The organism is Rhizobium sp. Leaf341 (genome assembly GCF_001424325.1).
GTDB lineage: Bacteria > Pseudomonadota > Alphaproteobacteria > Rhizobiales > Rhizobiaceae > Ferranicluibacter.
This window is the reverse complement of sequence record NZ_LMPE01000010.1, coordinates 132,808-157,957: the sequence shown is the minus strand read 5'-3', so window position 1 is coordinate 157,957 and position 25,150 is coordinate 132,808. Positions and strand designations below refer to the sequence as shown.

Sequence of the window (25,150 nt, the reverse complement as noted above, 5' to 3'; positions counted from 1 at the left end):
GGAAGATGTCGTCTTCCCTTCTACCCTTCACGTGGCAGCTTCCAGCGCCTCGTCCGAATGCCTGTCTCCACGGCGCGTCCCGCGTGCGTGGGTCTCGGCGCGTCCGCCGTTTACGTCCGTTCCGCGTGCATCACGCCAGCCCGCCCCCTCGCGTGACGACACGCCGCACCGACCCGATTTTGCCATGTCCGACAGCCATGCTAGAAGGCGCCGACATCCGGAAGGCAGCCGCGTGACGGCGGGATCCGCCTGCTGCCCGTCGCGGGACATGCGCGCGGTCGCGGGTCCACCCGCCGCCACCGCTCTCCGGCCTCGCACCTGCCCCGCCATCTTGGGGGCCGAGCCTTTGAAAGACGAGAGATGACCGACAAGACCGACATCGTGGACCTGATCACCGGACACCGCCGGATGCGCCGCAACCGCAAGGCGGACTGGACGCGGCGGATGGTGCGCGAAACGCAGCTGACGGTGGACGACCTGATCTGGCCGATCTTCGTCGTGCCCGGCACCAATATCGTGGAGCCGATCGCGGCCATGCCCGGTGTCATGCGCCTCAGTGTCGACAAGGCGGTCGAGGCCGCGCGCGAAGCCGCCGATCTCGGCATTCCGGCGCTTGCCACCTTTCCCAATGTCGACATGGCGCTGCGCGACGAAACCGGGTCCCACAGCCTCGACGCCGACAACCTGATCAACCGGGCGACGCGCGCCATCAAGACCGCGGTGCCGGGCATCGGCGTCATCACCGATGTGGCGCTCGACCCCTTCACCAGCCACGGCCACGACGGAATCCTGCGCCACGGCGAGATCGTCAACGACGAGACCGTATCCCAGATCGCCCGCGCGGCCGTGTCGCAGGCCGATGCGGGCGCCGATATCATCGCGCCCTCCGACATGATGGACGGCCGGATCGGCGTCATCCGCCAGGCGCTCGACGCGGCCGGCCACCAGAATGTCGGCCTCATGGCCTATGCGACCAAGTTCGCCTCGGCATTCTATGGCCCCTATCGCGAAGCCATCGGCACCAGCGGGCTGCTGAAGGGCGACAAGAAGACCTATTACATCGACCCCGCCAACGGCACCGAGGCCCTGCGCGATGCGGCCCTCGACGTGGAGGAAGGCGCCGACATGATGATGGTCAAGCCCGGCCTGCCCTATCTCGACATCTGCTGGCGCATGAAGGAGGCCTTCGGCCTGCCGGTGTTCGCCTATCAGGTGTCCGGAGAATACGCGATGATCAAGGCCGCCGGCGCCAACGGCTGGATCGACGAGCAGCGCGTGATGATGGAAACCCTGCTCGCCTTCAAGCGCGCCGGCTGCGACGGCATCCTCAGCTATTTCGCGCTCGACGTGGCACGGTTGCTGGCCCGCAAGGGCTGACGGCGGCGGTCCTGCCACCGGACGACAGTGGTCGTGACAGCGCTTGAATCCGGATCGGTCCATCCCGATATGAGACTGGACCACTGGAGACCGACATGACCGTAAGCCATGATGACATTCGCTTCCCGAGCACCGACTGGCGCGCCTATCGCGGCGTCCTCAGCCGTCGGGTCATCGCGTTCTGCGTCGACTATCTGTTCGTCGCGCTGTTGTGGATTCCCGCAGCCGTCGTCGTGTTCTTCCTCGGCATCCTGACGCTCGGCTTCGGCTTCCTGCTCTATCCCGCGCTGTTTGCCATCGTGGCCATGCTCTATTTCGGCGTCACGGTGGGCGGCCGGTCGCAGGCCTCGCCGGGCATGACGATGATGGGTCTCGCCATCGCGCGGACCGACGGGCGGCCGATGGATTTCATGACGGCGATCGTGCACCTCGTGATCTTCTGGATCGCCAATGCGTTCCTGACGCCGTTCATCGTGCTGATCGGCCTCTTCACGGATCGCGGACGCCTGCTGCATGATTTCCTGATCGGCACCGTGACTGTGCGGCGCGACAGCTATCCGCTGCGCTGACAGCGCCCTTGCGGACACACCGCCGCATCAATCCGTCATGTTTTCGACCGGCCGCGTTAACGGCCGGTTGACCTTTTCCATTCTTGGGCCATGCTAATGCATTATCGGAGATCGGAGTCGATCTCGGCAGGAGACGATGCAGCCGGCCTGCAAGCAAGATGCGGCCGGTCTGCAGCAGAGATGAAGGTGCGACGGCACGCCGGAGCGTCCCCAGGGACAACGGCACCGTCGCAATCCGTATGGTCTTGAACCCGTATGGTCATGAAGTGTGATTGCCGCCCCAGATGAACATGAACACCCACACAGCTCCGTCTCCGCAGTTCTATCTCACGGCACCGGCGGCTTGCCCCTACCTGCCGCAGGAGATGGAGCGGAAGGTGTTCACCCACATGGTCGGCGAGCGGGCGCCCGAGCTGAACGACCTCCTGACCCAGGGCGGCTTTCGCCGCTCTCAGAATATCGCCTATCGTCCCGCCTGCGAGAGCTGCCGGGCCTGCGTGTCCGTGCGCATCGTGGCCGGCGAGTTCACGCCGACCCGCTCCATGAAGCGGGTGCTGGCCGAGAACACGGACGTCGTGTCCACCGAATATCCGGCCGAGCCGTCGAGCGAGCAATATGCCCTGTTCCGCCGCTATCTCGATCATCGTCACCAGAAGGGCGGCATGTCGGACATGTCGGTGCTCGACTATGCGATGATGGTCGAGGACACCCATGTGAACACCAAGATCATCGAATATCGCCTGCGCATCGAGGGCGACGGCATTGCCGGCCGGGCAAACGGCCCGCTGATCGCCGCGGCCCTCACCGACAAGATGGGCGACGGCCTGTCGATGGTCTATTCCTACTTCGACCCCGCCTTTTCCACGCGCTCGCTCGGCACCTTCATGATCCTCGATCATATCCGCAAGGCCCGGGACCGCGGCCTGCCGCATGTCTATCTCGGCTACTGGGTCAAGGGATCGCGCAAGATGGACTACAAGACCAAGTTCCTGCCCCAGGAACATCTGATGGCGCGCGGCTGGGAGCGTTTCGCCGGGCCTGATGGCGCGGACGTTGCGGGATAAGGCCGTCCCGGCTGATGTGGAGCAGGCCATCCGGGATGCTGGCATGAAGGCACGCTTCTTGTTATAACACCGGTTCTAACGAGGATGTCCGCCATGAACATTACCATCCGGAAGATTGGAAACTCCGAAGGCGTCATCCTGCCGAAAGAGGTCCTGGATCGCATGGGCGTCAAGGCGGGTGACGCCCTCGAAGCTCAGTTCGGGACGAACAGTCTGACCCTGCGCGTTCCGGACGAACAGTTCTCGCGGCAATTGGCGCATGCGGACGCCTTCATGGAACGCTATAGGGTTGCGCTCAAAAAGCTCGCGGAATGACCGCATTCACCTTTCTGGATCGGACGCTGGTTGAACTCCTGCACTCTCGCCAGATCGAGCGCTTCGGCGGGTCCTACGGACTGCTGGACGAAGGGGCGCTGGAGTCGTCGCTGGCATGCCCGATCGCAAGGCTGGACTATGGCTGCGAAGATGTCATCGAACTCGCCGCAACCTACCTGTTCGGCCTGGCGAGACATCACGCTTTCATCGACGGAAACAAGCGGATCGCCATCGTTGCCTGCGCCGTCTTCCTCATGGACAATGGGTTCCAAATCGTAACGACCGACGGCATCCTGTACACCTTCGTGCTGGGCATCGCTGCAGGAGAAATCGACGAAGAAGGCGCCACGCGGTTCCTGAGAGAGAATGTCACGCCTCTCGAAGAGACCGCTTAGTCGGCTTTTCGCTCCCGTAGACAAGAGGCGCTTGCTCCCGGAGACAAGAGGGCTCGCCGTCAACGACGAGGCCCCACCACGCCCCTCACCCCCCGAACTTCCCGCTCCGCGGAAAGCCCTTCGGCACAAGGCGACCGGCCGTGCCGCGGTCGCCGATCCATTCGGTGAGTTCGGCTGCGGATTTGGTGAAGCTGCGGCCGGCGCTGTCGCTCCAGGTGAGGCCGTCGGCCAGCGCAAAGCAGCGGATGTCGGAAACGCCGCCATCCTTGTAGCGCTGCAGGCGCACGCCCTTGCCGCGGGTCATTTCCGGGATCTGCTGCAGCGGGAAGACGAGCATCTTGCGGTTTTCGCCGATGATCGCGACCTGGTCGCCCTTGGCGGTCACGACCATCTTGGCCTCGTCCGGCATGGCGACGTTGAGGATCTGCTTGCCCTTGCGGGTGTTGGCGACCATCTCGCTTTCCGCGATGACGAAGCCGTTGCCGGCGGCCGAGGCGATCACCACCTTGCGGGCGGGATCGTGGACAAAGGCGGTGAGCACGTCCTGGTCGTTTTCCATGTCGACCATGATGCGCAGCGGCTCGCCATGGCCGCGCCCGCCGGGCAGCTTGTCGCCCCCGAGCGTATAGGCCTTGCCGCCCGTGGTCACGATCAGGATGCGGTCGGTCGTCGAGGCCGGGAAGGCGAACTTCAGCGCATCGCCTTCCTTGAACTGCAGCGTCGCGGTGTCGGAAATGTGCCCCTTCAGCGCCCGGATCCAGCCCTTCTGGGACAGGACGACCGTGATCGGCTCCTTCTCGATCATCGCCTGCTGGATCGCCTCGTCGTCCGTTTCCGGCGCATCGGCAAACAGCGTGCGGCGGCGGCCGAGCTCCGTCGCCTTGGCGAACTTTTTCTTCACCTCGCCGATTTCCCAGGCGACCGTCTGCCACTGCTTGTCGTCGGAGGCGAGCAGCGCATCGATCTCGGCCTTTTCGGCGGTGAGCCCGTCGAACTCCTTGCGGATCTCGAATTCCTCCAGCTTGCGCAGCGAGCGCAGGCGCATGTTGAGGATCGATTCGGCCTGAAGGTCGGTGAGCGCGAACCGTGCCATCAAGGCAGGCTTCGGCTCGTCCTCCTCCCGGATGATGCGGATCACCTCGTCGAGGTTGAGATAGGCGATGAGGTAGCCGCCGAGAATCTCCAGCCGGCGCTCGATGGCCGCGAGGCGAAAGCGCGACCGCCGCTGCAGGACCTCGCGGCGATGCTGCAGCCACTCCGTGAGGATGTCGAAGATCGACATGACGCGCGGCACGCGCCCCATCGACAGGACGTTCATGTTCAGCGGAAACCGGTTTTCGAGATCCGTCAGCCGGAACAGCGATTCCATCATGATGGTGGGATCGACGCTGCGGCTCTTCGGCACCAGCACGACACGCACGTCCTCGGCCGATTCGTCGCGCACGTCTTCCAAGAGCGGCAGCTTGCGGGCGATCAGCAGTTCGGCGATCTTTTCGATCAGCCGTGATTTCTGCACCTGATAGGGAATTTCCGTGACGACGATCTGCCAGACGCCGCGGCCGAGATCCTCCACCGCCCATTTGGCGCGCACGCGGAAGCCGCCGCGCCCGGTCCGGTAGGCCTCGGTGATCGCAGCCTTGTTGTCGATGATGACGCCGCCCGTCGGAAAATCCGGGCCGGGCACCAGCTCCACCAGTTCCTCGATCGAGGCGTCGGGCTTGCGGATCAGGAGCAGCGCCGCATCGCACAGCTCATGCGCGTTGTGCGGCGGAATGGAGGTGGCCATGCCCACCGCGATGCCGGAGGCGCCGTTGGCGAGCAGATTGGGAAACGCGCCCGGCAGAACGACCGGCTCCTCGTCTTCCTCGTTGTACGTCGCGCGGAAATCGACGGCGTCCTGGTCGATCCCCTCGAGCAGCAGCGCGGCGACCTCGGTCATGCGTGCTTCGGTGTACCGGTAGGCGGCGGCATTGTCGCCGTCGATATTGCCGAAATTGCCCTGGCCGTCGACCAGCGGATACCGCTGGGAGAAATCCTGCGCGAGCCGCACCAGCGCGTCATAGACCGACTGGTCGCCATGCGGGTGGAACTTACCGATGACGTCGCCGACGATGCGGGCGCATTTCTTGAACGCGGTGTTCGGACGGATGCCCATCTCGCTCATCGCGTGGATGATGCGGCGATGCACCGGCTTCAGGCCGTCGCGGACGTCCGGAAGCGCGCGGTGCATGATGGTGGACAGCGCGTAGGCAAGGTAGCGCTCTTCCAGCGCCGCCTTGAGATCGACGGGTTGAATGTGATCGTCCCCGCCCGACGGCGGCAAAAGGCTCTGTCCCATGGGTCGTAGCTACCTCAACAAACCGTGAACATCAAGTTCTCTCGCCGGCCCTATCCCCAGCAATCTCTGCCCGGCCATCCGCCCGTCGCCTGCCCGTCGCCTGCCCAACGCCTGCCCAGCGCCTGGCCAGCGCCTGCCCATCGCCAACCGCGCCCCTGCGCCCGGCGGGGAACGGGCGACCCGTTTTCCGGGCGGCCAAATAATGCGTGATGCCGGCCTGACATTTGCACGTCGCCCGCATATATTCCCGCCCCAATTGCCTTGGAGATATCGACCCCGATTTCAGAGGCTTTGCAAGGACCCATGATGATGCAGTTTCCCAGACTTCGCTTTCTGCTGGCGGGCGTTGCCTTCGCCGCCCTCGCCTCCCCCGCCTTCGCGCTCGACGGCACGGATTTCGTTGAAAAGCTGAATGCGGCCTATGCCATCAACGGGGCGACGCTCGCCTACGAGGATGTCGACGTCAACGACGACAGCGTGGTCCTGAAGGGCGCCAGCATCAAGAGCACGATGCAGAAGGCGGACGAGCTGAAGATCGGCGATCTCACCTTCGACGGCGTCGAGGAACTCGCCGACGGCGGCTACACGGTCGAAACCGTGGCCTTTCCCGACATCGACAAGACGTCCGACGGCGCGCGCCTGACCGCCAAGGACATCTCGATCGCCGGCCTGCGCGTTCCCGCCAAGGCGGGCGCCGGCGGCATCGACGACCTGCTGTACTACGAGTCCGCGGGAACCGGTCCGGTCGCGGTGGAAATCGGCGGCAAGACCGTGTTCTCGATCGAGAAGTCGGAGAGCAATCTGAGCCGTCAGGACGGCGACAAGGGCATCGATTTCGACGGCATCGTCAGCGGCGTGAAGGCGGACCTGTCCGAGGTCAAGGACGCCAAGGCGAAGATGGCGATCGACAAGCTCGGCCTGCAGAAGCCGACCGGCGAATTCACCATGGAAGGCAGCTGGGACCTCGCCTCCGGCGTGTTCGACATTCGCGACAACTCGATCAATGTCGACAATGTCGGCCGCCTGTCGATCGGCCTCAACGTGTCGGGCTACACCCTCCAGCTCCTGAGCGCGTTCCAGGAAGCCTTCAAGGCTGCCGAAGCCAACCCGAACAAGGACGCTGCCAACCAGGCGCTCGGCCTGTCGGCCATGGGCCTCATGCAGCAGCTGAGCTTCACCTCGGCGTCCATCCGCTTCGAGGATGCCTCGATCACCAAGCGCCTGCTCGACTATTTCGGTGCGGAACAGGGCGTGACGGGCGAGCAGCTCGCACAGTCGATCAAGGGCCTCGCCCCGATCATGATCGCCCAGCTCAACCTTCCCGACCTGCAGAACCAGCTGACGGCGGCGATCAACACCTATCTGGACGCGCCGAAGAACATCACGATCACGGCCGAGCCGGCAAAGCCCGTGCCCTTCCCGATGATCATGGGTGCCGGCATGGGCGCGCCGAACACGCTGCCGAGCGTGCTGGGCGTCAAGGTCACCGCGAACGACTGACGCAAGCGCGCGTCCACCACGACAAAGCCCGCCGGCCTCCCAGAAACGGGCGGCCGGCGGGCTTTTTTATCGATCCGCGCCATTAGGCGAGACGAAAGGCCCGGAAGGCAAGATGTGCCTCATGCATGTCGCCCGAACGTGTCCAGCCGTTTTCACGCAACGCGCTTTAATGCGAGGCCTGCGGCAGGGCCGGCGCGTCCGGCTTGTCGTGGACGGCAAAGCGGTCGAGCATGGTCGCGCTCGCCGCGTTGAGGCCGATCACCTCCACGGGCACGCCCGCGCGACGGAACTTCAGGACCACCTTGTCGAGGGCACCCACGGCCGTGATGTCCCAGAAATGCGCCGCGGACACGTCGATCGTGACGCTTGCGGCCGGCTCGGCGAAGTCGAAGGCGGCGATGAAGCTGTCGGCGGAGGCGAAGAAGACCTGGCCTTCGACGCGGTAGACCCGCGGCGTCACATCCCCCGAAGACACCACGCGGAACAGCTTGGCCACCTTGCCGGCGAAGAACACGCCCGACAGGAGCACACCGACGATGACGCCCTTGGCGAGATCGTGCGTCGCGACGACCGTGACGACCGTCGCCAGCATGACCACGGACGATGGCAGCGGGTTGGTGCGCAGATCGAGGATCGAGCGCCAGGAGAAGGTGCCGATCGAAACCATGATCATCACCGCGACGAGAGCGGCCATCGGGATGATGCGCACGATGTCGTCGAGGACGAGGATGAGGAAGAGAAGGAAGGCACCGGCGACGAAGGTCGAGAGCCGGCCGCGGCCGCCCGAAGACACGTTGATGACCGACTGGCCGATCATGGCGCAGCCGCCCATGCCGCCGATCAGCGCAGAGGCAATGTTGCCCGCGCCCTGGCCGACGCATTCCTGGCTCTTGTTGCTCGGCGTATCCGTCATGTCGTCGACGATCTGCGCCGTCAGCAGCGATTCGAGCAGTCCGACCGCGGCCAGCGTGACGGAATAGGGAAAGATGATGCGCAGCGTTTCCCAGGTCAGCGGCACGTCCGGCAGGCCGAAGATCGGCAGGCTGGAGGGCAGCTCACCGAGATCGCCGACCGTGCGCAGGTCGAGGCCGCCGAAGACGGTCACGGCCGTCAGCACCGCGATGGCGACAAGCGGCGATGGAATGGCCTTCGTCACGTAGGGGAAGAGGTAGATGATGCCGAGACCGACGGCGATCATCACATAGGTCAGGGCCGGCACGCCGAGCAACTCGGGCAGCTGCGCCATGAAGATGAGGATGGCCAGCGCATTGACGAAACCGGTGATAACCGAGCGCGACACGAAGCGCATGAGCCGGCCAAGCTTCAGAAAGCCGCCCGCAATCTGCAGGATGCCCATGAGGATGGTGGCGGCGAAGAGATATTGCAGGCCGTGGTCGCGCACGAGGCTGACCATGACGACAGCGGTGGCGGCCGTGGCGGCGGAGATCATGCCGGGCCGTCCGCCGGTGAAGGCGGCGACGCAGGCGATGGCGAAGGAGGCAAACAGCCCCACCTTCGGATCGACGCCGGCAATGACTGAAAAGCCGATCGCCTCGGGAATGAGCGCCAGCGCCACGACAATGCCGGAGAGAATGTCGCCGCGAATGTTGGAAAACCATTCATGGCGATAGGAGGACAGTGAGATCATGGAGGGTACGTTTCGCAAACAGGAATGCACCAGCCGGGACGAGGTCCCAAGCGGTCGGAAGGGCTGATGCTTTGCGTTGTCCGGCGGATCGGCGGCCGGAAGAGCCACCCGGGGATCGCACCCGGGTCCGTTGTGATGAACGTCTTGTAGCGGTTGTGGACCAGCCTGACAATCTTGCGGCGGCATTTTTGCGCACGAACGTCGGCCTGGCCCGTATCGAGCTCACCGGGATCCTGCTGCCGATGGCCTCCGAGCAGCATGGGACATGGTTGCGGCGTTCGCTCCCGCCGACCCTTCCCGACGGCGTGACGCGATCGCCGCGATGCGCTGAACGCAAAAGGGGCCGGCGTTGCACGGCCGGCCCCTTTTCGATTTTCGGCGTTGTGCCCTCAGTCCTTTTTCGGCTGCGGCACGACGCGCAGCGCCAGTTCGCGCAGCTGCGTCGGCGTGGCTTCGCTCGGCGCGTTCATCAGGAGATCCTGGGCCTGCTGGTTCATCGGGAACAGCGAGATTTCGCGCAGGTTCTTGGCACCGACCAGAAGCATGACCACGCGGTCGATGCCGAAGGCGCAGCCGCCATGCGGCGGGGCGCCGTACTGGAAGGCACGGTACATGCCGCCGAAGCGGTCTTCCACGTCCTGCTTGGACAGTCCCACCAGTTCAAACGCCTTGACCATCAGCTCGGGCGACTGGTTCCGAATAGAGCCCGACGCAATCTCGAAGCCGTTGCAGACGGCGTCGTACTGATAGGCCTTGATCGTGAGCGGATCCTGGGTTTCCAGCGCCTCGAGCCCGCCCTGCGGCATGGAGAAGGGGTTGTGGGCGAAGTCGACCTTTTTCTCCTCCTCGCTCCATTCGTAGAAGGGAAAGTCCACGATCCAGCAGAGCTCGAACCGGTCGCGGTCGACGAGGTTCAGCTCCTCGCCGGCCCGCGTGCGGGCTTCGCCGGCAAACTTGTAGAACTTGGCAGGATCGCCGGCGACGAAGAAGCAGGCGTCGCCCGCTTCAAGGCCGAGCTGCACGCGCAGCGCTTCGGTCCGCTCGGGGCCGATGTTCTTGGCGAGCGGGCCGGAGCCTTCGACCGTTTCACCTTCGGCGCGCCAGAAGATGTAGCCGAGGCCCGGCTGGCCGGTGGATTGCGCCCAGGCGTTCATCCGGTCGCAGAAGGCGCGCGAGCCGCCGGTCTTGGCCGGGATCGCCCAGACCTCGACCTTGGGGTTGGACGCGATCATGTTGGCAAAGACCTTGAAGCCGGAACCGGCGAAATGCTCGGTCACGGCCTGCATCTCGATCGGGTTGCGCAGGTCGGGCTTGTCGGAGCCGTATTTGCGGATCGCGACGTCGTAGGGAATGCGCGGCCAGTCCTTGGTCACCGGCTTGCCGTCGGCGAATTTCTCGAACACGCCCGTGATGACGGGCGCCATCGTGCTCCAGACGTCTTCCTGCTCGACGAAGCTCATTTCCACGTCGAGCTGGTAGAATTCGCCCGGAAGGCGGTCGGCGCGCGGGTCTTCGTCGCGGAAGCAGGGCGCGATCTGGAAGTAGCGGTCGAAGCCGGCCACCATCAGCAGCTGCTTGTACTGCTGTGGGGCCTGCGGCAGCGCGAAGAAGGTGCCGGGATGGATGCGCGACGGCACGAGGAAGTCGCGCGCGCCTTCCGGCGAGGACGCCGTGAGAATCGGCGTCGTGTATTCGGCAAAGCCTTCCGCGTTCATGCGGTTGCGCATGTCGGCGATGATCTGCGTGCGCTTGACGATGTTGCGGTGCAGCGTCTCGCGACGCAGGTCGAGGAAGCGGTACTTGAGACGCACGTCCTCGGGATAATCCGGCTCGCCGAAGATCGGCAGCGGCAGTTCCTTGGCCGCGGAGAGAACCTCGATGCCTTCGGCATAAAGCTCGATCTCGCCGGTCGGCATCGTCTTGTTGATCGTTTCGGTGGTGCGGGCCTTCACCCGGCCATCGATGCAGATGACCCATTCGCCGCGCACGGCTTCGGCCGTCTTGAAGGCCGGGCTGTCGGGATCGACCACGACCTGGGTCAGGCCGTAATGGTCGCGCAGGTCGATGAACAGCACGCCGCCATGGTCGCGGACACGATGCACCCAGCCGGAGAGACGAACGTTTGCGCCGACATCGGTCTGGCGAAGGGCGGCGCAAGTGTGACTGCGGTAACGGTGCATGGGCGTTTCCTGGAACTATCAATGTGCCGCACACGGGAACCGTTCCACGGTCCCGGCGGCGTCGAAATCGCGCGGAAAAGCGCATGACAGGTCCGATTTGTCAAGGCCGGCAGGTCGGGGACAGCCGCCGCCGCACCTCTGCCGGAGCCGGTCGCGACCGGTGCGACATCGCGGCCGGGCGGAAAGGCGGGCCCGCTGGGCGGAAAGGCGGGCGGGCAATTGCTGAACGGTGCAATCAAGTTTATGGAAGGGCGAAAATTGCCTGTGGACCGGATCATGCCTGCCCTCACCCGTCGAACGCTTCTCAAAGCCAGTGCCGCCACCGCCGCCTCCTTCGCGCTCGGCGCGGGCCTCGCCGCGCGTGCCGGCACGGCGGCACCCCTGGCGCTCAACGCCCGGTTCGGCGCAGCAAAGCTTGTGGAGGGCGGCGCGGAGACGCGCGTCATGACCTGGGCGCTCGGCGACGAAGCCGCGCCAGCCGGCGCACCGCCGATCCTGCGGATGCGGAAGGGCCAGCCGTTTGCGGCCCGCCTGCGCAACGAACTCGACGAGCCGACCACCGTGCACTGGCACGGGCTGCGCATCCCGAATGCGATGGACGGCGTGCCGGAGATGACGCAGGCCTACGTCTATCCGGGCGACGCCTTCGACTATGCCTTCACCCCGCCCGATGCCGGCACCTTCTGGTATCATCCCCATTGCAACACGTTGACCCAGATGGGCCACGGCATGACCGGCGTCATCGTGGTCGAGACGCCGGATGATCCCGTCTTCGACGCGGAGATCGTGCTCAATCTGCGCGACTGGCGGCTTGGCGCCGACGGAGCGTTCATCGCACCGTTCAAACCCCGCGACGCGGCGCGCGGCGGCACCTATGGCACGGTGCGCACCGCCAACTGGCAGCGCGCCCCGCAATTCGAGGCACCGGCCGGCGGACTGGTGCGGCTGCGGATCGCGGCAACCGACGTCACGCGCATCTATACGCTCGGCATCGACGCGCCCGCCGCCATTCTCGCGCTCGATTCCAATGCGCTTGCGGCCCCGCGGCTGCTCGATACGCTCGACCTCGGGCCGGGCCAGCGGGCGGATATCGTCGTGCGCATGCCGGATGGCGAGGGGCAGGTCGTCACGATCGGCAACCTGCGGGGCTCCAACCCCTGGACCATCGCGACGCTGGTCGCGCGCGGTGCGTCGCTGAAACGCGACCAGCGCGATGCCGGGCCGCTCGCGGCCAACCCGATCGCGCAGCCGGACATCGCGTCCGCGCAGCGCATTCCGCTCGACGTCACGGCAACGGCCGAGCACACCGCCGGGACCAGCATCTGTGGCTCGCTCGGCTATACGTTCTGGGCCATCAACAAGGTGCCGTGGCCGGGCGATACGCCGGACCCGGTCGCGCCGCTCGCGGAGTTGAAGCTTGGACAGAGCTACGTCTTCGAGATCGCCAACCGCACGCCGCATGCGCATCCGATCCACCTGCACGGGCTGACGTTCCACATCCTGTCGTCGAACAAGCGCACCATCCTGCCGCCGCCGACGGACACGATTTTGCTGCAGCCGGACGAGCAGGCGGAACTTGCGCTGGTTGCCGACAATCCCGGGGACTGGATGCTTCATTGCCACATCATCGAGCATCAGAAGACGGGCATGTCCTCGTTTCTCCGGATCGTCTGACGGCAGGTCGGCGCCTGCCGAATCGCGGCTTTTTCATGTCGCTTGGTTGACATCCCCGCATCAAAAGAGAAGAGAAAGAAAACCCGCCTCCACATCCCCGGAGATCCGATGGACATTATCGATACGACTGCGGCGCTGCAGGCAGCCTGCGACACGCTGGCGACGGCGCCTTATCTGACGATCGACACAGAATTCCTGCGCGAGACGACGTTCTGGCCGCAGCTCTGCCTGATCCAGATGGCGGGCCCGGATATCGCCGTGATCGTCGATCCGCTCGCCAAGGGCCTCGACCTCGCCCCGTTCTTCGCGCTGATGGCCAATCCCGAGATCATCAAGGTGTTTCATGCCGCGCGGCAGGACATCGAGATCATCTTCCATCTCGGCGGCCTTATTCCGCATCCGATCTTCGACACGCAGGTGGCGGCGATGGTCTGCGGCTTCGGCGACAGCGTTTCCTACGACCAGCTCGTCAGCCGCATCAAGGGCGAGCATATCGACAAGTCCTCACGCTTCACCGACTGGAGCCGCCGGCCGCTGACGGACAAGCAGCTCGACTATGCCTTGGCCGACGTCACCCATCTGCGCGACGTCTATCACCACCTCAAGGCCGAGCTGGAGCGCGAAGGCCGCTCGCTGTGGCTGACGGAAGAGATGGCGGTGCTCGAATCGCGCGAGACCTACGACATGCATCCGGACGATGCCTGGCAGCGGCTGAAGATGCGGCTGAAAAAGCCGATCGAGCTTGCCGTGCTGCAGCGCATCGCCGCCTGGCGCGAACGCGAGGCGAGATCCCGCAACGTGCCGCGCGGCCGCGTGCTGAAGGACGACGCGCTCTACGAGATCGCCCAGCAGCAGCCGAAGGATGCCGAGGCCATGTCGCGACTGCGCACGGTGCCCAAGGGCTGGGAACGCTCCAGCGCGGGCGGCGCGATCATCGAGGCCGTCAACGAGGCGCTCGCCTTGCCCAAGGCCGACATGCCGCGCCTGCCCCGCCAGAACCAGACGAGCGAAGGCGCCGCCGCCGCGATCGAACTGCTCAAGGTCCTGCTGAAGCTTGTTGCCGAGAAACAGGGCGTCGCCGCCAAGATCATCGCCAACAGCGACGATATCGAACGCATCGCCTCCGAAGGCGAGAAAGCCGATGTCGGCGCGCTGAAAGGCTGGCGTCGCGAGCTGTTCGGGGACATCGCGCTGAAGCTGATCCAGGGCGATGTGGCGTTGCGCTTCGTGGACCGCAAGATCGAAGCCGTGGAACTCTGATCCACGGCCTTTGCACCGGGCGATCCTCCCGCTGCGGCTTGGGCCAGTGCCGCGTGGGCGAGCACCGCCTCTACGGGTGAAGCTTTGCGCCCTTGACGATCTTGTCGACGATCTTCTTGTCGGCATGCAAGGCAAGGCCGACGACCTTGGCGCGGTCGGGTGCGAACGCTGCAAACGCCGCCCGGTTGGCCGCGTCGTGGCCGGTGGCAAACATCTCCTCGATATAGAGCGACGACCGGACGTCGCGCTCCAGCGTGCGGGCGAGGATGGTGCGCAAAAGGTCTGCCCCTGCCGACAGGACGATGATCGGCTGGATGCTCAATGCATTGTAGACGTTGCCGTCGGCATCGCGATAGGCTTCGCCGATCAGGTCGGGCTTTGCACCGACGATGCCGCTCGTGAGAAAAGCGGTGACGTTCAGCTTCTGCCAGACGGCGAGATCCTCGCGCAACACGATGACGAATTTGGTTTCGAACATGACGGCGAACTCCATTCTCGGATACAGGGCGCCGACTGCGCCCGCTGCGTCTCTAGCCGATGGCGCAGGCGGCGATCTTGAACGTTCGTGCGGATCGGCCACCACCGCGCCGATGACGGACCGCATCCGCATCGCGCAAGGGACCGGCATCGAGCGCATCGAAGCCGCGTTCCGCGGCAATGCCTTTGCGCCCCACCGGCACGACACCTCTGCGCTTGGTCTGACGCTGCACGGCGTCCAGACGTTTCGCTACCGCGGCGAGGTGCGCTACAGCGCACCGGGCAACATCATCGTCCTGCATCCCGACGAGGTGCATGACGGCGGGGCCGCGACGGAGGATGGGCTGCGCTACCGGATGCTGTATCTGCCGCCCGAACGGCTGATCGACGCGCTGGGCCGCCGCGATCTGCCTTTCGTGGCGTCGCCGGTCTTCTCGGATCCCGCGCTCTGGGCAAGCCTTGCGGATGCGATGCGCGACCTCGATGGCGAGCTCGACGATCTCCACTGCGCCGAACTCCTCAGCGCCGTTGCCGACGGGCTGTCGCGGCACGCGAGACTGCGGCAGGCCGGCGGGGTCAGGGTCGACGAAACGGCCGTGCGGCGCGCCTGCGACTTTCTCCAGACCTGTCATGGCCAGCCTGTCACGTCGGCGGATCTGGAAGCCGTGACCGGGCTCGGCCGCTTCGCCCTCGCCCGCCAGTTTCGCGCGCGCCTCGGCACGAGCCCGCATCGCTACCTGGTCATGCGCCGGCTGCAGGAGGCGCGCGCCCTCATCCGCGCGGGGCGACCGCTCGCCGACATCGCCCTGGAGACGGGGTTTGCCGATCAGGCGCACTTCACCCGGCATTTCAAGACGGCCCATGGCATGACGCCCGGCCGCTGGGCCGCCCTGTCGCGCGGTTGATGCCGGAGCCGGCCCGCGGGCCGGCCTCCATCCGACCGCGAGACGTCATGCATCCGTCATCAAACCGTCGCGGCATCATCATTCGGTGCCTGTACGCGCTGTCTCGTTCGTTTCATGACCGAGGATACCGACATGCGATTTTCAGCCACCGCGACCCTGGCCCTCCTGCTGGCCTCTGCGGCCTTCGCGACAGCCGCCAAGGCAGAGGAGCGCCGGTTTCCGGCCACGCTCGCCGGACAGGCCGTCCTGCCCGCCGAGACCATCATCAAGGCGCCGGCGGATGCACCGGAGCACCTGCAGACGTCCGGCAAGTTCACGACCCCGGATCGCAAGCGCGCGTCCGGCCTCGCCACGGTTCCCGGCAAGGATGGCGTCCGCCCGACCGGGCTGTCGCTGCCATTCGACGGCCAGCCGATGCAGGGCTTCTCCGGCATCAAGGCAGTTGGCGACGGCACGTTCTGGACGCTGTCGGACAACGGCTTCGGATCCAAGCTCAATTCGAGCGACGCCATGCTCATGCTCCACCATATCCGCATCGACTGGGCCGCCGGCACGGTCACTCCGCTCGAAACCGTGTTCCTGTCCGACCCCGACCGGAAGGCCCCCTTCCCGATCGTCATGGAAGGCGCGGCGACGCGCTACCTGACCGGGGCCGATTTCGACGTCGAATCGATCCAGCCGGTGGCCGACGGTTTCTTCGTCGGCGAGGAATTCGGCCCATGGATCCTGAAATTCACGCGCGACGGACGCCTGACGGACGTGGTGCCGACGGTATCCGGGGACAAGCCGGTGCTGTCGCCGGACAATCCCGTCCTCACGGTCCAGGCGGACCCGTCGAAGCCGATGCCGACGTTCAACCTGAAGCGCTCCGGCGGCTTCGAGGGGCTCGCCCTTTCGCCGGACGGCACGAAGCTCTACGGCCTGCTGGAGGGTCCGATCTGGACCGACGCCGCGACCGTCGAGCAGGCGGACGGGCATCCGGCGCTCCGCATCCTGGAACTCGATGCCGCCAGCAAGGCATGGACGGGTCGCAGCTGGCTCTATCCTCTGGCAAGCGGCGGCGAGGCGATCGGCGATTTCAACATGCTGGACGACACGACAGCCCTGGTGATCGAGCGCGACAACGGCGCGGGAACGCCCGACAAGGCGTGCGCCGATCCGAAGGCACCGAAGCCGGACTGCTTTGCGACCCCGGCCAAGCTGAAGCGCGTCTACAAGATCGACATGAGCGCGGCGAATGTGGGCAAGGCCGTCCGCAAGATCGGCTATATCGATCTCCTCGCTATTGCCGATCCCGAGGGCAAAAACCGGCAGGGCGGCACCCCCGGCGTCTACGGCATGCCCTTCGTCACGATCGAGAACGTCGACCGGATCGACGACACCCACATCATCGTCGGCAACGACAACAACCTGCCGTTCTCGGCCGGCCGCGCCTTGGACAAGGCCGACGACAACGAATTCGTGCTGCTCGACGTGGCCGAGTTCCTCAAGGCCGAATAGGCCAGCGGCCGGCCTTTGGCGACTTGCTGGCAAGTCGGGCCGGAAAGACGGGCCTTCAAGACGGGGAGGATGGTTGCACCGCCCTCCCCGTCAAGATCGGGAACTACTGGAACCGGAAGGCGATGCGCTTGCCGGTCTGCTTGGCCAGCTGCTGCAGGCGGCCTTCGAGGCGCTCGCCGGCAAATTCGCTGTAGGCTGCCGGCACCACGAAATCGAGATCGATGTTCGGCGCCGTCGACGGCTGGATCGTGAGGTTCCGCACGACACCCGGCATCGAGGCCGAGAAGAGATAGGCCACGCGCAACAGCGCGCCGAGGATCTTGGCCTGTTCCAGCATGCGCGCCGGGGTGATGGTGGAGAGCGGGCTGGTGGCGCCGTTGTCGTTCAGCCCGTCATGCCGGTAATAATTGGCAAGCGCGATATAGGCGCGGCCGGCATGGGTGATGCCGGAAAAGGTGGAATGGGCGATGATGTTCAGCGCCTGCAGCCCGCGATAGTCGGGATGCGCCCGCCAGGAAATGTCGGCCAGCAGGCAGGCGGCCTGGCGGTAGCGCGCCTCTTCCTCGGTTTCCTCGACGCCGAAAACCGGCAGGACCCGCCCTGTCCATTGGGCCAGTTCGCGGGCATGCTCGGGCGATCGAGCCCTGAGGATGGCGAGTTCGGAGGCGGCCGTCAGCAATGGATCGGCATTGCGGGCCTGCTCCGACAGCAGCGAGAACAGGTAGCCTTCGCGCACGCCGAGCGCCGAGAACGAGATGCGCGCGGGCTTCAGGAGCGCGATCGTCTCCTGCAGCGCGATCGCGCCATACGGCAAGAGATTGCGGCGGCTGCGCGAAATCGCGGCAAAGGCGGGGATCTTGACGTCCTTGGGCTCGATCACCTCCGGCAGGAAGTTCATGGCCTCCTCGAAGCTCATCTCATAGCCCTGCATCATGTGCAGCGGGTAGTCGCTGAGCTCCATATGCAGCTTGGCGATGGAGCGCCAGGTGCCGCCGACGGCATAGAAATTGCGCCCGGCACCGCGTTTCAGAACGTCGACGTTCTTCACCGTCTTGCGAACATAGGCGCGGGCCCGTTCCAGCGATCCGCCGGCATGTTCCGACAGCCGGATGCCGCCGAGCGGCAGCGTGATGCCGGTGCCGATCGTGCGGCCGACGACATCGACCAGCTCCAGCGAGCCGCCGCCGAGATCGCCAACGACCCCATCGGGATCATGATAGCCGCTGACGATGCCGAGGGCGGAGAAATAGGCCTCTTCCTCGCCCGAGAGGACGCGGATCTTCTGTCCGAGAATGTGCTCGGCGCGGCGGATGAAGTCGGGACCGTTGGAGGCATCGCGCGCTGCGGCCGTCGCCAGCACGAAGCCGGTGGAAGCGCGCGCCTGGGTCGCCAGCGCCTTGAAGCGGTGCAACGCCTTCAGGGCCCGCTCGACGCTTTCGGCGTCCATCTGCCCGGTGGCGTCGATGCCCTTGCCGAGGCCGCACATGACCTTTTCGTTGAACAGGACCGCAGGCGAACGGTTGAGGCCCTCATAGATCACGAGCCGGATCGAGTTGGACCCGATATCGACGACGGAAACAGGAGCGATGCCAGGCAAGCGCCCCTGAGCTTCGGATTCTACCATACGGGTCCAGCTTTACTTTCTGCGGTCGCTGTCCCAGCCGGCGATAACCTTGGGCGCACTCGACTTCAGGGCCTCGCCCCGGCCGGACAGGCTGGGATTGGTCATGAAGTAGACTTGCGCATTGAACGGCTCGCTGTCCTTGGACACCGAGATCCGTCGCGAGGTGCCGTCCTCGAGAATTTCGTAGCTCTGCTGATTATCGATGAGATTTGCCAGCATGATCTGCGACAGGACCTGTTCGTGCACGGTCCGGTTGACGAGAGGTACGAGGGTCTCGACACGCCGGTCCAGGTTGCGCGGCATCATGTCCGCCGAGCCGATATACACAAGCGCATGCTCGGAGGGAAGAGCATGGCCATTGCCGAAACAGAAGATGCGGCTGTGCTCGAGAAAGCGCCCGACGATCGACTTGACGCGGATGTTGTCCGACAGGCCGGGCACCTGCGGACGCAGGCAGCAGATGCCGCGGACGATGAGCTCGACCTCGACGCCGGCGCGGCTCGCGCGGTAGAGCGCGTCGATGATCTCCGGATCGACCAGCGAATTCATCTTCATCCAGATCGATGCCGGGCGACCGGCCCCGGCATGCGCGATCTCCTCCTCGATATGCTGGAGGATGCGCGGACGCAGCGTGTGCGGCGAAATCGCCAGCTTCATCCCGGCCTCGGGCTCGCCATAGCCGGTGATGAAGTTGAAGATGTTCGCCATGTCGTGGCCGACGACGGGCGAGCAGGTGAAGAAGGAGAGATCGGTGTAGATCTTGGCGGTGACGGGGTGATAGTTGCCGGTGCCGAGATGGCAGTAGGTCCGCAGCCTCCCCTCCTCGCGCCGAACGACCATCGACATCTTGGCATGGGTCTTCAGCTCGATGAAGCCGAAGACGACCTGCACGCCGGCACGCTCCAGATCGCGCGCCCAGCGGATGTTCGCCTCCTCGTCGAAGCGCGCCTTGAGCTCCACCAGCGCCGTCACCGACTTGCCGGCATCCGCCGCGTCGATCAGCGCGCGCACGATCGGGCTGTCGTTGGAGGTCCGGTAGAGCGTCTGCTTTATCGCAAGGACGTCAGGGTCGCGCGCAGCCTGATGGAGGAACTGGACAACGACGTCGAAGCTCTCATAGGGGTGGTGAACCACCATGTCTTTTTCGCGGATGGCGGCGAAGCAGTCTCCCATATGCTCTCGGACGCGCTCGGGAAATCGCGCATTGTAGGGCGCAAACCGCAGGTCCTCCCGCGGGGCCTTGGTGATTTCCGACAGCGTGTTCAGCGCCAGCAGGCCGGGCAGCACGGCCACGCGGTTTTCCGGCACGGCAAGCTCGGAGATGACGAAGCGGCGCAGCTCCAGCGGCATTTCCGAGTCGATCTCGATACGGATGACCGAGCCGCGGCGACGGCGCTTCAACGCGGTCTCGAAGAAGCGGACGAGATCTTCCGCCTCTTCCTCGACCTCGATATCGCTGTCGCGAATGATGCGGAACGTGCCCGCGCCCTTGACGTCGTAGCCGGGGAACAGGCGGCTGATGAACATGCCCACCACGTCTTCCAGCGTGATGTAGCGAATGGTGGCGTGCACGTCCGGCAGGCGCACGAAGCGATCGAGCGCGACCGGCAGGCGCAGCAGCGCCGTCATCGGCTCCCGGCCGGAGCGGCTGACCAGCTGCAGGCCCATGGTGAAGCCGAGATTGGGAATGAAGGGAAACGGATGCGCCGGGTCGATGGAGAGCGGGGTCAGGACCGGGAACATCGACTGGTCGAACGTCGCCTCCAGCCAGGCCCGGTCGTCGGCCGAGAGCGAGACCGGCCGAACGATGAGGATGTCCTCCTTGGCGAGATATTGCTGCAGCACGGCGAGCGAGGCCTGCTGCTCCATCTGCAGCGTGTTGATCTCCTTCAGGATGTCGCCCAGCTGCTCGGCCGGCGTCTTGCCGTCGGGGCTGCGCACGACGACGCTCTGGCGGACCTGCGCCTCGAGGCCGGCAACGCGGACCATGAAGAATTCGTCGAGATTGGCCGCCGAGATCGACAGGAAGCGGACGCGCTCCAGCAGCGGATGGGCAGTGTTGAGCGTTTCCTCCAGCACGCGGCGATTGAACTGCAGCCAGGAAAACTCCCGGTTGATGAACCGTTCCGGGCTGTTCAGGAGGTCGATGCCGTCCTCGCCCACGCCGGCCGGGGTCGCTGTTTTCGCGCCCGCCGTCTTGTCGCCTGCGCCTTTGGCAGGGGTGGTCTTGTCGGTCGGGTTGGCCGGCGCCGTGCTCGTTTTTGCCGCAGCTGTCGTCGTGTCCATGTCCCGCTCCCTCATGCGCTATCCTGAAACGCTGCTAGACGAGTTTGACGACGGAACTATGACAGTCAATCGTCCTCGCCCGGGATTTCCTGCGTATCCCCTGCATTACCAATTTTTTCAAGCACTTCGGCAGCCAGCGCCCGGCTGATCCGCGTCTGTCGGGCGAGCGCCAGCCGGTCCATCTCCGCGACGGTGCGATGGGCGGTCTCGAGCGAGCGCTCCATGCGGGCGACGAGATAGGCGATGAGCTTCTCCTCGGGGAAAAGCTGGCGATCGGCAAAGAGCTTCATCAGGACCTGGCCGAGCAGGTCGTCGTCCGGTTCGCCGGTCTCCACCACGGTGACCGCCTTGAGGCGCGAGGCGAGATCCGGCAGGCGGACGCCCCAGGCGGCAGGCCGGCTGCGGGCCGTGATCAGCAGCCAGGTTCCGTTCTCGCGCACGCTGTTGATGACGTGAAAGAGCGCCGTCTCGTCAAAGCCGCGCCGGTCGGCGTCCTCGTAGACGACGGGGCTTCCGGCGGCGATCTCGGGCGCCTGCGTGCCCGGCTGGAGGTCGATGGCCACGGCCTTGCACGTTCCGGCCCAGATGGCGGCGAGATGCGACTTGCCCGACCCCGGCGGGCCGACCAGCACCACCACCGGCGACGGCCATTGCGGCCAATGGTCGACGATCGCCACCGCCGCTTCCAGCGAGGACGAGACGAGCAGGTCGTCCCGGCTGATCTGCGGTGCGTGCCCGAGGGGCAGCGGCAACTGGTCGTCGCGGCGGTTCATGTCAGGCTGTGCGGTACGTTCGGTTGGGCCTCGATCGTCGCGTGCGTCGGCGGGCTGTGGTAGACGTCGCTTTCGAGATAGCGCGCCAGGGCGAAGCGCACGAGGACACCGAGCGCTGCGGCGGCGGGGACCGCCACCAGCAGGCCGACGAAGCCGAACAGCGAGCCGAAGGCGAGCAGCGCGAACATCAACCAGACCGGATGCAGGCCGACGCTGCTGCCGACGAGCTTGGGCTGCAGGATGTTGCCTTCGAGGAACTGGCCCGAGAAGAAGATGCATGCGACGACGCCGACCCAGACATAGTCCGGCCAGAACTGGACAAGCGCCACACCGACCGCGAGCACCAGGCCCACCATGGAGCCGACATAGGGCACGAAGCTGATGATGCCGGCGAAGAAGCCGATCAGCAGGCCGAAATTGAGCCCCGCGACGGTGAGGAGGATGCCGTAGTAGAGACCGAGGATGATGCAGAGGGAGCCCTGCCCGCGAACGAAACCGGCAATGGAACTGTCCATATCGGTTGCGATCTGGCGGACGGTGGACAGCTGGCCGCGGGGGATCCAGCTGTCCACCTTGGCCACCATGCGGTCCCAGTCGAGCAGCAGGTAGAAGGCGACGACGGGCGTGACGACGAACAGCGAGATGATGTCCAGCAGCGCCACGCCGGAGTTCCAGAGCTGCTGCACCAGCGTACCGAGGAAGCTCGCCCCTTGCGCAAGCAGCCGCGCCGAGTTCTGCCGGATCGCCGGCAACTGGCTCTGCAGCCAGTCCGGCAGCAGATCGGCGTGCGGGCTTGCCAGGAAATCCTGGAAGCTTGCAACGTAATCCGGGATCTTGGCGATGAAATCGGAGGCCTGCGTGAAGATGATCGGGATCAGCAGGACGAGCGACAGCGCGAAGACGACGATGAAGCCGACGAGAATGACGATGGTCGCCATCATCCGGCTGAGGCCCCATTTCTCCAGCCGATCGGCGATCGGATCGAGGAAATAGGCAAGCGCCATGCCGGCGAGAAACGGCAGGAGGATGGAGGAGAAGACGAACAGGAAGGCGATGAACAGGCCGAGCGCGACCGCCCAGAAGACGGCCTGGCGGCGAAGTCCCTTCCCGCTGAACATGGTGGCCATCTGACACTCCGATCCTTTGATGCCGCGGCGGCCCGGGTCCGCTTTCCCCAAGGTCTCGCCTGCAGTGAGATAGGTGCGAGATAGGACGGTGCAAGGCGGCCGGTCAAGCGCCCGCGATCGGCTATCCCCGCGCCTATCCCCGCGGCTATCCCTGGGATGGGCTTGCGAACGCCATCCCGGGCGCGCATCCGGGGACGCGCGGGCCACGGAGGCGGATCGGGACGCGATCCGTGCGGGAAAAAGCCCCGCGCCGCGCCTTGCGCGCTTGCACTTGCCCGCACCACATGTCAATCGCAGGGCTTGAACGGGTGCGTGGAGAGCCAAACATGAGCCAGTCGGGTAAGAACGGTCTGACCTACAGCGATGCGGGCGTCGATATCGACGCCGGGAACCTGATGGTCGAGAAGATCAAGCCGCATGTCCGCTCCACCCGCAGGCCCGGCGCCGATGGCGAGATCGGCGGCTTCGGCGGCCTGTTCGATCTCAAGGCGGCCGGCTTCACCGATCCGATCCTCGTCGCGGCCAATGACGGCGTCGGCACCAAGCTGAAGATCGCCATCGACGCCGACACGCACGACACGGTGGGCATCGACCTCGTCGCCATGTGCGTCAACGACCTCGTGGTGCAGGGCGCGGAGCCGCTGTTCTTCCTCGACTATTTCGCGACCGGCAAGCTCGACCCCGATCAGGGTGCGGCCATTGTCGCGGGCATTGCGGCGGGATGCCGCGATGCGGGCTGCGCGCTGATCGGCGGCGAAACGGCGGAGATGCCCGGCATGTATTCGGGCGGCGACTACGATCTCGCGGGCTTTGCCGTCGGCGCCGCCGAGCGCGGCCGCCTGCTGCCGTCCGGCGACATCGCCGAGGGCGACGTGATCCTTGGCCTCGCCTCCTCGGGCGTCCACTCGAACGGCTATTCGCTGGTGCGCAAGATCGTCGGGCTCTCGGGCCTCGCCTGGGACGCACCGGCTCCCTTCGGCGCCGGCACCGATGGCGCGACGCTCGCCGACGTGCTGATGACGCCGACGCGCATCTATGTGAAGCCGCTCCTGAAGGTCATCCGCGAGACCGCCAGCATCAAGGCACTCGCCCACATTACCGGCGGCGGCTTTCCGGAGAACATTCCGCGCGTGCTGCCGAAGCATCTGGCGGCCGAAATCGACCTTGCCGCCATCAAGGCGCCGCCCGTGTTCGCCTGGCTTGCCCGCACCGGCGGCGTGGCGGCACCGGAGATGCTGCGCACCTTCAACTGCGGCGTCGGCATGATCGCCGTCGTTCCGGCCGACGCCGCCGACAGCGTCGCGGCAGCCCTTGCGGCCGAAGGCGAGACGGTTTTCCGCCTCGGCCGGATGATCGCCCGCGACGAGGGCGCACCGGGCGTGGTCTACCAGGGAACGCTGGCGCTGTGAACGGAACGATCCCGCGCGAACTGCCGCCGCGCAAGCGCGTCGTCGTCTTCATCTCCGGCGGCGGCTCCAACATGCTCGCGCTGGCGGATGCCTGCGCTGCGGCCGACTATCCGGCCGAGATCGTCGGCGTGATCTCCGATCGCGCCACGGCCGGCGGGCTGGCAAAGGCAGCGGCTCGCGGCCTCCCCACCGCCGTCTTCGAGCGGCGCGACTTTGCCGACAAGGCAGCCCACGAGGCCGCCATTCTCGACCATGTCGATACGCTTCGGCCGGACCTCCTCTGCCTTGCCGGCTATATGCGCCTGCTCAGCGGCGCCTTCATCAGCCGTCACGACGGCCGGATCCTCAACATTCACCCGTCCCTCCTGCCGGATTTCCCCGGCCTGCACACGCACCAGCGCGCGCTGGACGCGGGACGCACCGAAGCCGGATGCACCGTGCATTTCGTCACCGAGGGCATGGACGAAGGTCCCGTGATCCTGCAGACGCGCGTTCCCGTGCTTGCCGACGACACGGCGGAAACGCTGGCTGCCCGCGTGCTCGCCGTGGAGCACCGCACCTATGCCGAGGCCCTGCGGCGGGTGGCGTGCGGCGAGGTGCGGATGGGCGGCTGAGGCCGCCATTCGGGATGGGCGGCTGAGGCTGGTTCTCCGGATGTCGAAGCTTCTGGCATCACGACCGTTGCCGCGGGACAAGGCGATTTCGGCATGCTCATTCGGACACGCCGCG

The 25,150-nt window shown here is 65.7% G+C and carries 20 protein-coding genes and 1 other annotated feature; of the genes, 12 read left to right on the top strand and 8 right to left on the bottom strand.

Annotated features, from left to right (window positions below; translation table 11 throughout):
* Nucleotides 1-360 precede the first annotated feature (360 nt).
* The 5 genes from hemB (at nt 361) to ASG03_RS10500 (ending at nt 3,720) form a co-directional block, all read left to right on the top strand.
* Complete coding sequence (gene hemB / locus ASG03_RS10520) at nt 361-1,377, top strand: porphobilinogen synthase (RefSeq protein WP_062693540.1); 1,017 nt, start codon at nt 361-363, stop codon at nt 1,375-1,377.
* 95 nt (nt 1,378-1,472) lie between these two features.
* Nucleotides 1,473-1,946, top strand: coding sequence for an RDD family protein (locus tag ASG03_RS10515; protein ID WP_062468689.1), 474 nt, complete (start codon nt 1,473-1,475; stop codon nt 1,944-1,946).
* Nucleotides 1,947-2,236: 290 nt separating this feature from the next.
* Nucleotides 2,237-3,010 carry an arginyltransferase gene (locus ASG03_RS10510; protein WP_062471916.1) on the top strand — a complete coding sequence of 258 codons (774 nt, stop codon included), beginning with the start codon at nt 2,237-2,239 and terminating at the stop codon, nt 3,008-3,010.
* A gap of 93 nt (nt 3,011-3,103) precedes the next feature.
* Nucleotides 3,104-3,325 (top strand): AbrB/MazE/SpoVT family DNA-binding domain-containing protein, encoded by a 222-nt coding sequence (locus ASG03_RS10505; RefSeq protein WP_062693539.1) that lies wholly within the window; start codon nt 3,104-3,106, stop codon nt 3,323-3,325.
* The gene (locus ASG03_RS10500) at nt 3,322-3,720 is read left to right on the top strand and encodes a type II toxin-antitoxin system death-on-curing family toxin (protein ID WP_062693538.1); all 399 of its coding nucleotides are present in this window, start codon (nt 3,322-3,324) and stop codon (nt 3,718-3,720) included. The genes ASG03_RS10505 and ASG03_RS10500 overlap by 4 nt, the downstream gene beginning before the upstream one ends.
* A gap of 85 nt (nt 3,721-3,805) precedes the next feature.
* On the opposite strand, the gene parC is transcribed toward ASG03_RS10500, so the two are convergent.
* A complete protein-coding gene (gene parC, locus ASG03_RS10495) occupies nt 3,806-6,058 on the bottom strand; it encodes a DNA topoisomerase IV subunit A (protein ID WP_062468692.1) in 2,253 nt (750 codons plus the stop codon).
* 306 nt (nt 6,059-6,364) lie between these two features.
* On the opposite strand from parC, the gene ASG03_RS10490 reads away from it, so the two are divergent.
* Nucleotides 6,365-7,558 carry a hypothetical protein gene (locus ASG03_RS10490; RefSeq protein ID WP_062693537.1) on the top strand — a complete coding sequence of 398 codons (1,194 nt, stop codon included), beginning with the start codon at nt 6,365-6,367 and terminating at the stop codon, nt 7,556-7,558.
* A gap of 166 nt (nt 7,559-7,724) precedes the next feature.
* Here the strand turns inward: ASG03_RS10490 and ASG03_RS10485 are convergent, their stop codons facing one another.
* Together ASG03_RS10485 and aspS are read right to left on the bottom strand one after the other, a co-directional pair.
* Nucleotides 7,725-9,206, bottom strand: a complete 1,482-nt coding sequence (locus tag ASG03_RS10485) for a SulP family inorganic anion transporter (protein WP_062468696.1) — start codon at nt 9,204-9,206, stop codon at nt 7,725-7,727.
* 74 nt (nt 9,207-9,280) lie between these two features.
* Nucleotides 9,281-9,338, bottom strand: a sequence feature (sul1 is cis-regulatory element that is thought to sense ions involved in sulfur or methionine metabolism; They are found in Alphaproteobacteria).
* Between the two features lie 257 nt (nt 9,339-9,595).
* Nucleotides 9,596-11,386 carry an aspartate--tRNA ligase gene (aspS, locus tag ASG03_RS10480; RefSeq protein WP_062693536.1) on the bottom strand — a complete coding sequence of 597 codons (1,791 nt, stop codon included), beginning with the start codon at nt 11,384-11,386 and terminating at the stop codon, nt 9,596-9,598.
* A 276-nt stretch (nt 11,387-11,662) separates the two neighbouring features.
* Here aspS and ASG03_RS10475 point away from each other — a divergent pair, with 276 nt between their 5' ends.
* Together ASG03_RS10475 and rnd are read left to right on the top strand one after the other, a co-directional pair.
* On the top strand, nt 11,663-13,060 hold the full coding sequence (locus ASG03_RS10475; protein ID WP_062693622.1) for a multicopper oxidase family protein: 1,398 nt from the start codon (nt 11,663-11,665) through the stop codon (nt 13,058-13,060).
* Nucleotides 13,061-13,174: 114 nt separating this feature from the next.
* On the top strand, nt 13,175-14,320 hold the full coding sequence (gene rnd, locus ASG03_RS10470) for a ribonuclease D (protein WP_062471925.1): 1,146 nt from the start codon (nt 13,175-13,177) through the stop codon (nt 14,318-14,320).
* 70 nt (nt 14,321-14,390) lie between these two features.
* Here rnd and ASG03_RS10465 read toward each other — a convergent pair whose 3' ends face one another.
* Complete coding sequence (locus ASG03_RS10465) at nt 14,391-14,798, bottom strand: DUF2000 family protein (RefSeq protein WP_062693621.1); 408 nt, start codon at nt 14,796-14,798, stop codon at nt 14,391-14,393.
* Between ASG03_RS10465 and ASG03_RS10460 the strand changes: the two genes are divergently transcribed.
* Together ASG03_RS10460 and ASG03_RS10455 are read left to right on the top strand one after the other, a co-directional pair.
* Entirely contained in the window at nt 14,797-15,702 is a 906-nt protein-coding gene (locus tag ASG03_RS10460) for an AraC family transcriptional regulator (protein WP_443216601.1), read from the top strand. The genes ASG03_RS10465 and ASG03_RS10460 overlap by 2 nt on opposite strands.
* A 132-nt stretch (nt 15,703-15,834) precedes the next feature.
* On the top strand, nt 15,835-17,202 hold the full coding sequence (locus tag ASG03_RS10455) for an esterase-like activity of phytase family protein (RefSeq protein ID WP_062693534.1): 1,368 nt from the start codon (nt 15,835-15,837) through the stop codon (nt 17,200-17,202).
* 103 nt (nt 17,203-17,305) lie between these two features.
* On the opposite strand, the gene ppx is transcribed toward ASG03_RS10455, so the two are convergent.
* Genes ppx through ASG03_RS10435 form a run of 4 tightly spaced genes read right to left on the bottom strand, consistent with a single transcriptional unit; the run spans nt 17,306 to nt 23,012 of the window.
* Nucleotides 17,306-18,826 carry an exopolyphosphatase gene (ppx, locus tag ASG03_RS10450; RefSeq protein WP_062468709.1) on the bottom strand — a complete coding sequence of 507 codons (1,521 nt, stop codon included), beginning with the start codon at nt 18,824-18,826 and terminating at the stop codon, nt 17,306-17,308.
* Nucleotides 18,827-18,838: 12 nt separating this feature from the next.
* On the bottom strand, nt 18,839-21,127 hold the full coding sequence (locus ASG03_RS10445) for an RNA degradosome polyphosphate kinase (RefSeq protein WP_443216600.1): 2,289 nt from the start codon (nt 21,125-21,127) through the stop codon (nt 18,839-18,841).
* 50 nt (nt 21,128-21,177) lie between these two features.
* The gene (gene hdaA, locus ASG03_RS10440; RefSeq protein WP_062468712.1) at nt 21,178-21,885 is read right to left on the bottom strand and encodes a DnaA regulatory inactivator HdaA; all 708 of its coding nucleotides are present in this window, start codon (nt 21,883-21,885) and stop codon (nt 21,178-21,180) included.
* On the bottom strand, nt 21,882-23,012 hold the full coding sequence (locus ASG03_RS10435; RefSeq protein WP_062468716.1) for an AI-2E family transporter: 1,131 nt from the start codon (nt 23,010-23,012) through the stop codon (nt 21,882-21,884). The genes hdaA and ASG03_RS10435 overlap by 4 nt, the downstream gene beginning before the upstream one ends.
* Before the next feature lie 326 nt (nt 23,013-23,338).
* Between ASG03_RS10435 and purM the strand changes: the two genes are divergently transcribed.
* Nucleotides 23,339-24,421 carry a phosphoribosylformylglycinamidine cyclo-ligase gene (gene purM, locus ASG03_RS10430; protein WP_062693533.1) on the top strand — a complete coding sequence of 361 codons (1,083 nt, stop codon included), beginning with the start codon at nt 23,339-23,341 and terminating at the stop codon, nt 24,419-24,421.
* The gene (gene purN, locus ASG03_RS10425; protein ID WP_274533645.1) at nt 24,418-25,035 is read left to right on the top strand and encodes a phosphoribosylglycinamide formyltransferase; all 618 of its coding nucleotides are present in this window, start codon (nt 24,418-24,420) and stop codon (nt 25,033-25,035) included. Before purM ends, purN begins: the two co-directional genes overlap by 4 nt.
* Nucleotides 25,036-25,150 lie beyond the last annotated feature (115 nt).

Coding starts and splice junctions, on each gene's coding strand:
- aspS (WP_062693536.1), bottom strand. CDS start 11,386: ATGCACCGTTACCGCAGTCACACTTGCGCCGCCCTTCGCCAGACCGAT.
- hdaA (WP_062468712.1), bottom strand. CDS start 21,885: ATGAACCGCCGCGACGACCAGTTGCCGCTGCCCCTCGGGCACGCACCG.
- ASG03_RS10490 (WP_062693537.1), top strand. CDS start 6,365: ATGATGCAGTTTCCCAGACTTCGCTTTCTGCTGGCGGGCGTTGCCTTC.
- hemB (WP_062693540.1), top strand. CDS start 361: ATGACCGACAAGACCGACATCGTGGACCTGATCACCGGACACCGCCGG.
- ASG03_RS10455 (WP_062693534.1), top strand. CDS start 15,835: ATGCGATTTTCAGCCACCGCGACCCTGGCCCTCCTGCTGGCCTCTGCG.
- ASG03_RS10515 (WP_062468689.1), top strand. CDS start 1,473: ATGACCGTAAGCCATGATGACATTCGCTTCCCGAGCACCGACTGGCGC.
- ASG03_RS10505 (WP_062693539.1), top strand. CDS start 3,104: ATGAACATTACCATCCGGAAGATTGGAAACTCCGAAGGCGTCATCCTG.
- ASG03_RS10435 (WP_062468716.1), bottom strand. CDS start 23,012: ATGGCCACCATGTTCAGCGGGAAGGGACTTCGCCGCCAGGCCGTCTTC.
- ASG03_RS10510 (WP_062471916.1), top strand. CDS start 2,237: ATGAACACCCACACAGCTCCGTCTCCGCAGTTCTATCTCACGGCACCG.
- ASG03_RS10460 (WP_443216601.1), top strand. CDS start 14,797: ATGACGGCGAACTCCATTCTCGGATACAGGGCGCCGACTGCGCCCGCT.
- ppx (WP_062468709.1), bottom strand. CDS start 18,826: ATGGTAGAATCCGAAGCTCAGGGGCGCTTGCCTGGCATCGCTCCTGTT.
- purM (WP_062693533.1), top strand. CDS start 23,339: ATGAGCCAGTCGGGTAAGAACGGTCTGACCTACAGCGATGCGGGCGTC.
- ASG03_RS10465 (WP_062693621.1), bottom strand. CDS start 14,798: ATGTTCGAAACCAAATTCGTCATCGTGTTGCGCGAGGATCTCGCCGTC.
- ASG03_RS10485 (WP_062468696.1), bottom strand. CDS start 9,206: ATGATCTCACTGTCCTCCTATCGCCATGAATGGTTTTCCAACATTCGC.
- ASG03_RS10445 (WP_443216600.1), bottom strand. CDS start 21,127: ATGAGGGAGCGGGACATGGACACGACGACAGCTGCGGCAAAAACGAGC.
- parC (WP_062468692.1), bottom strand. CDS start 6,058: ATGGGACAGAGCCTTTTGCCGCCGTCGGGCGGGGACGATCACATTCAA.
- ASG03_RS10500 (WP_062693538.1), top strand. CDS start 3,322: ATGACCGCATTCACCTTTCTGGATCGGACGCTGGTTGAACTCCTGCAC.
- ASG03_RS10475 (WP_062693622.1), top strand. CDS start 11,663: ATGCCTGCCCTCACCCGTCGAACGCTTCTCAAAGCCAGTGCCGCCACC.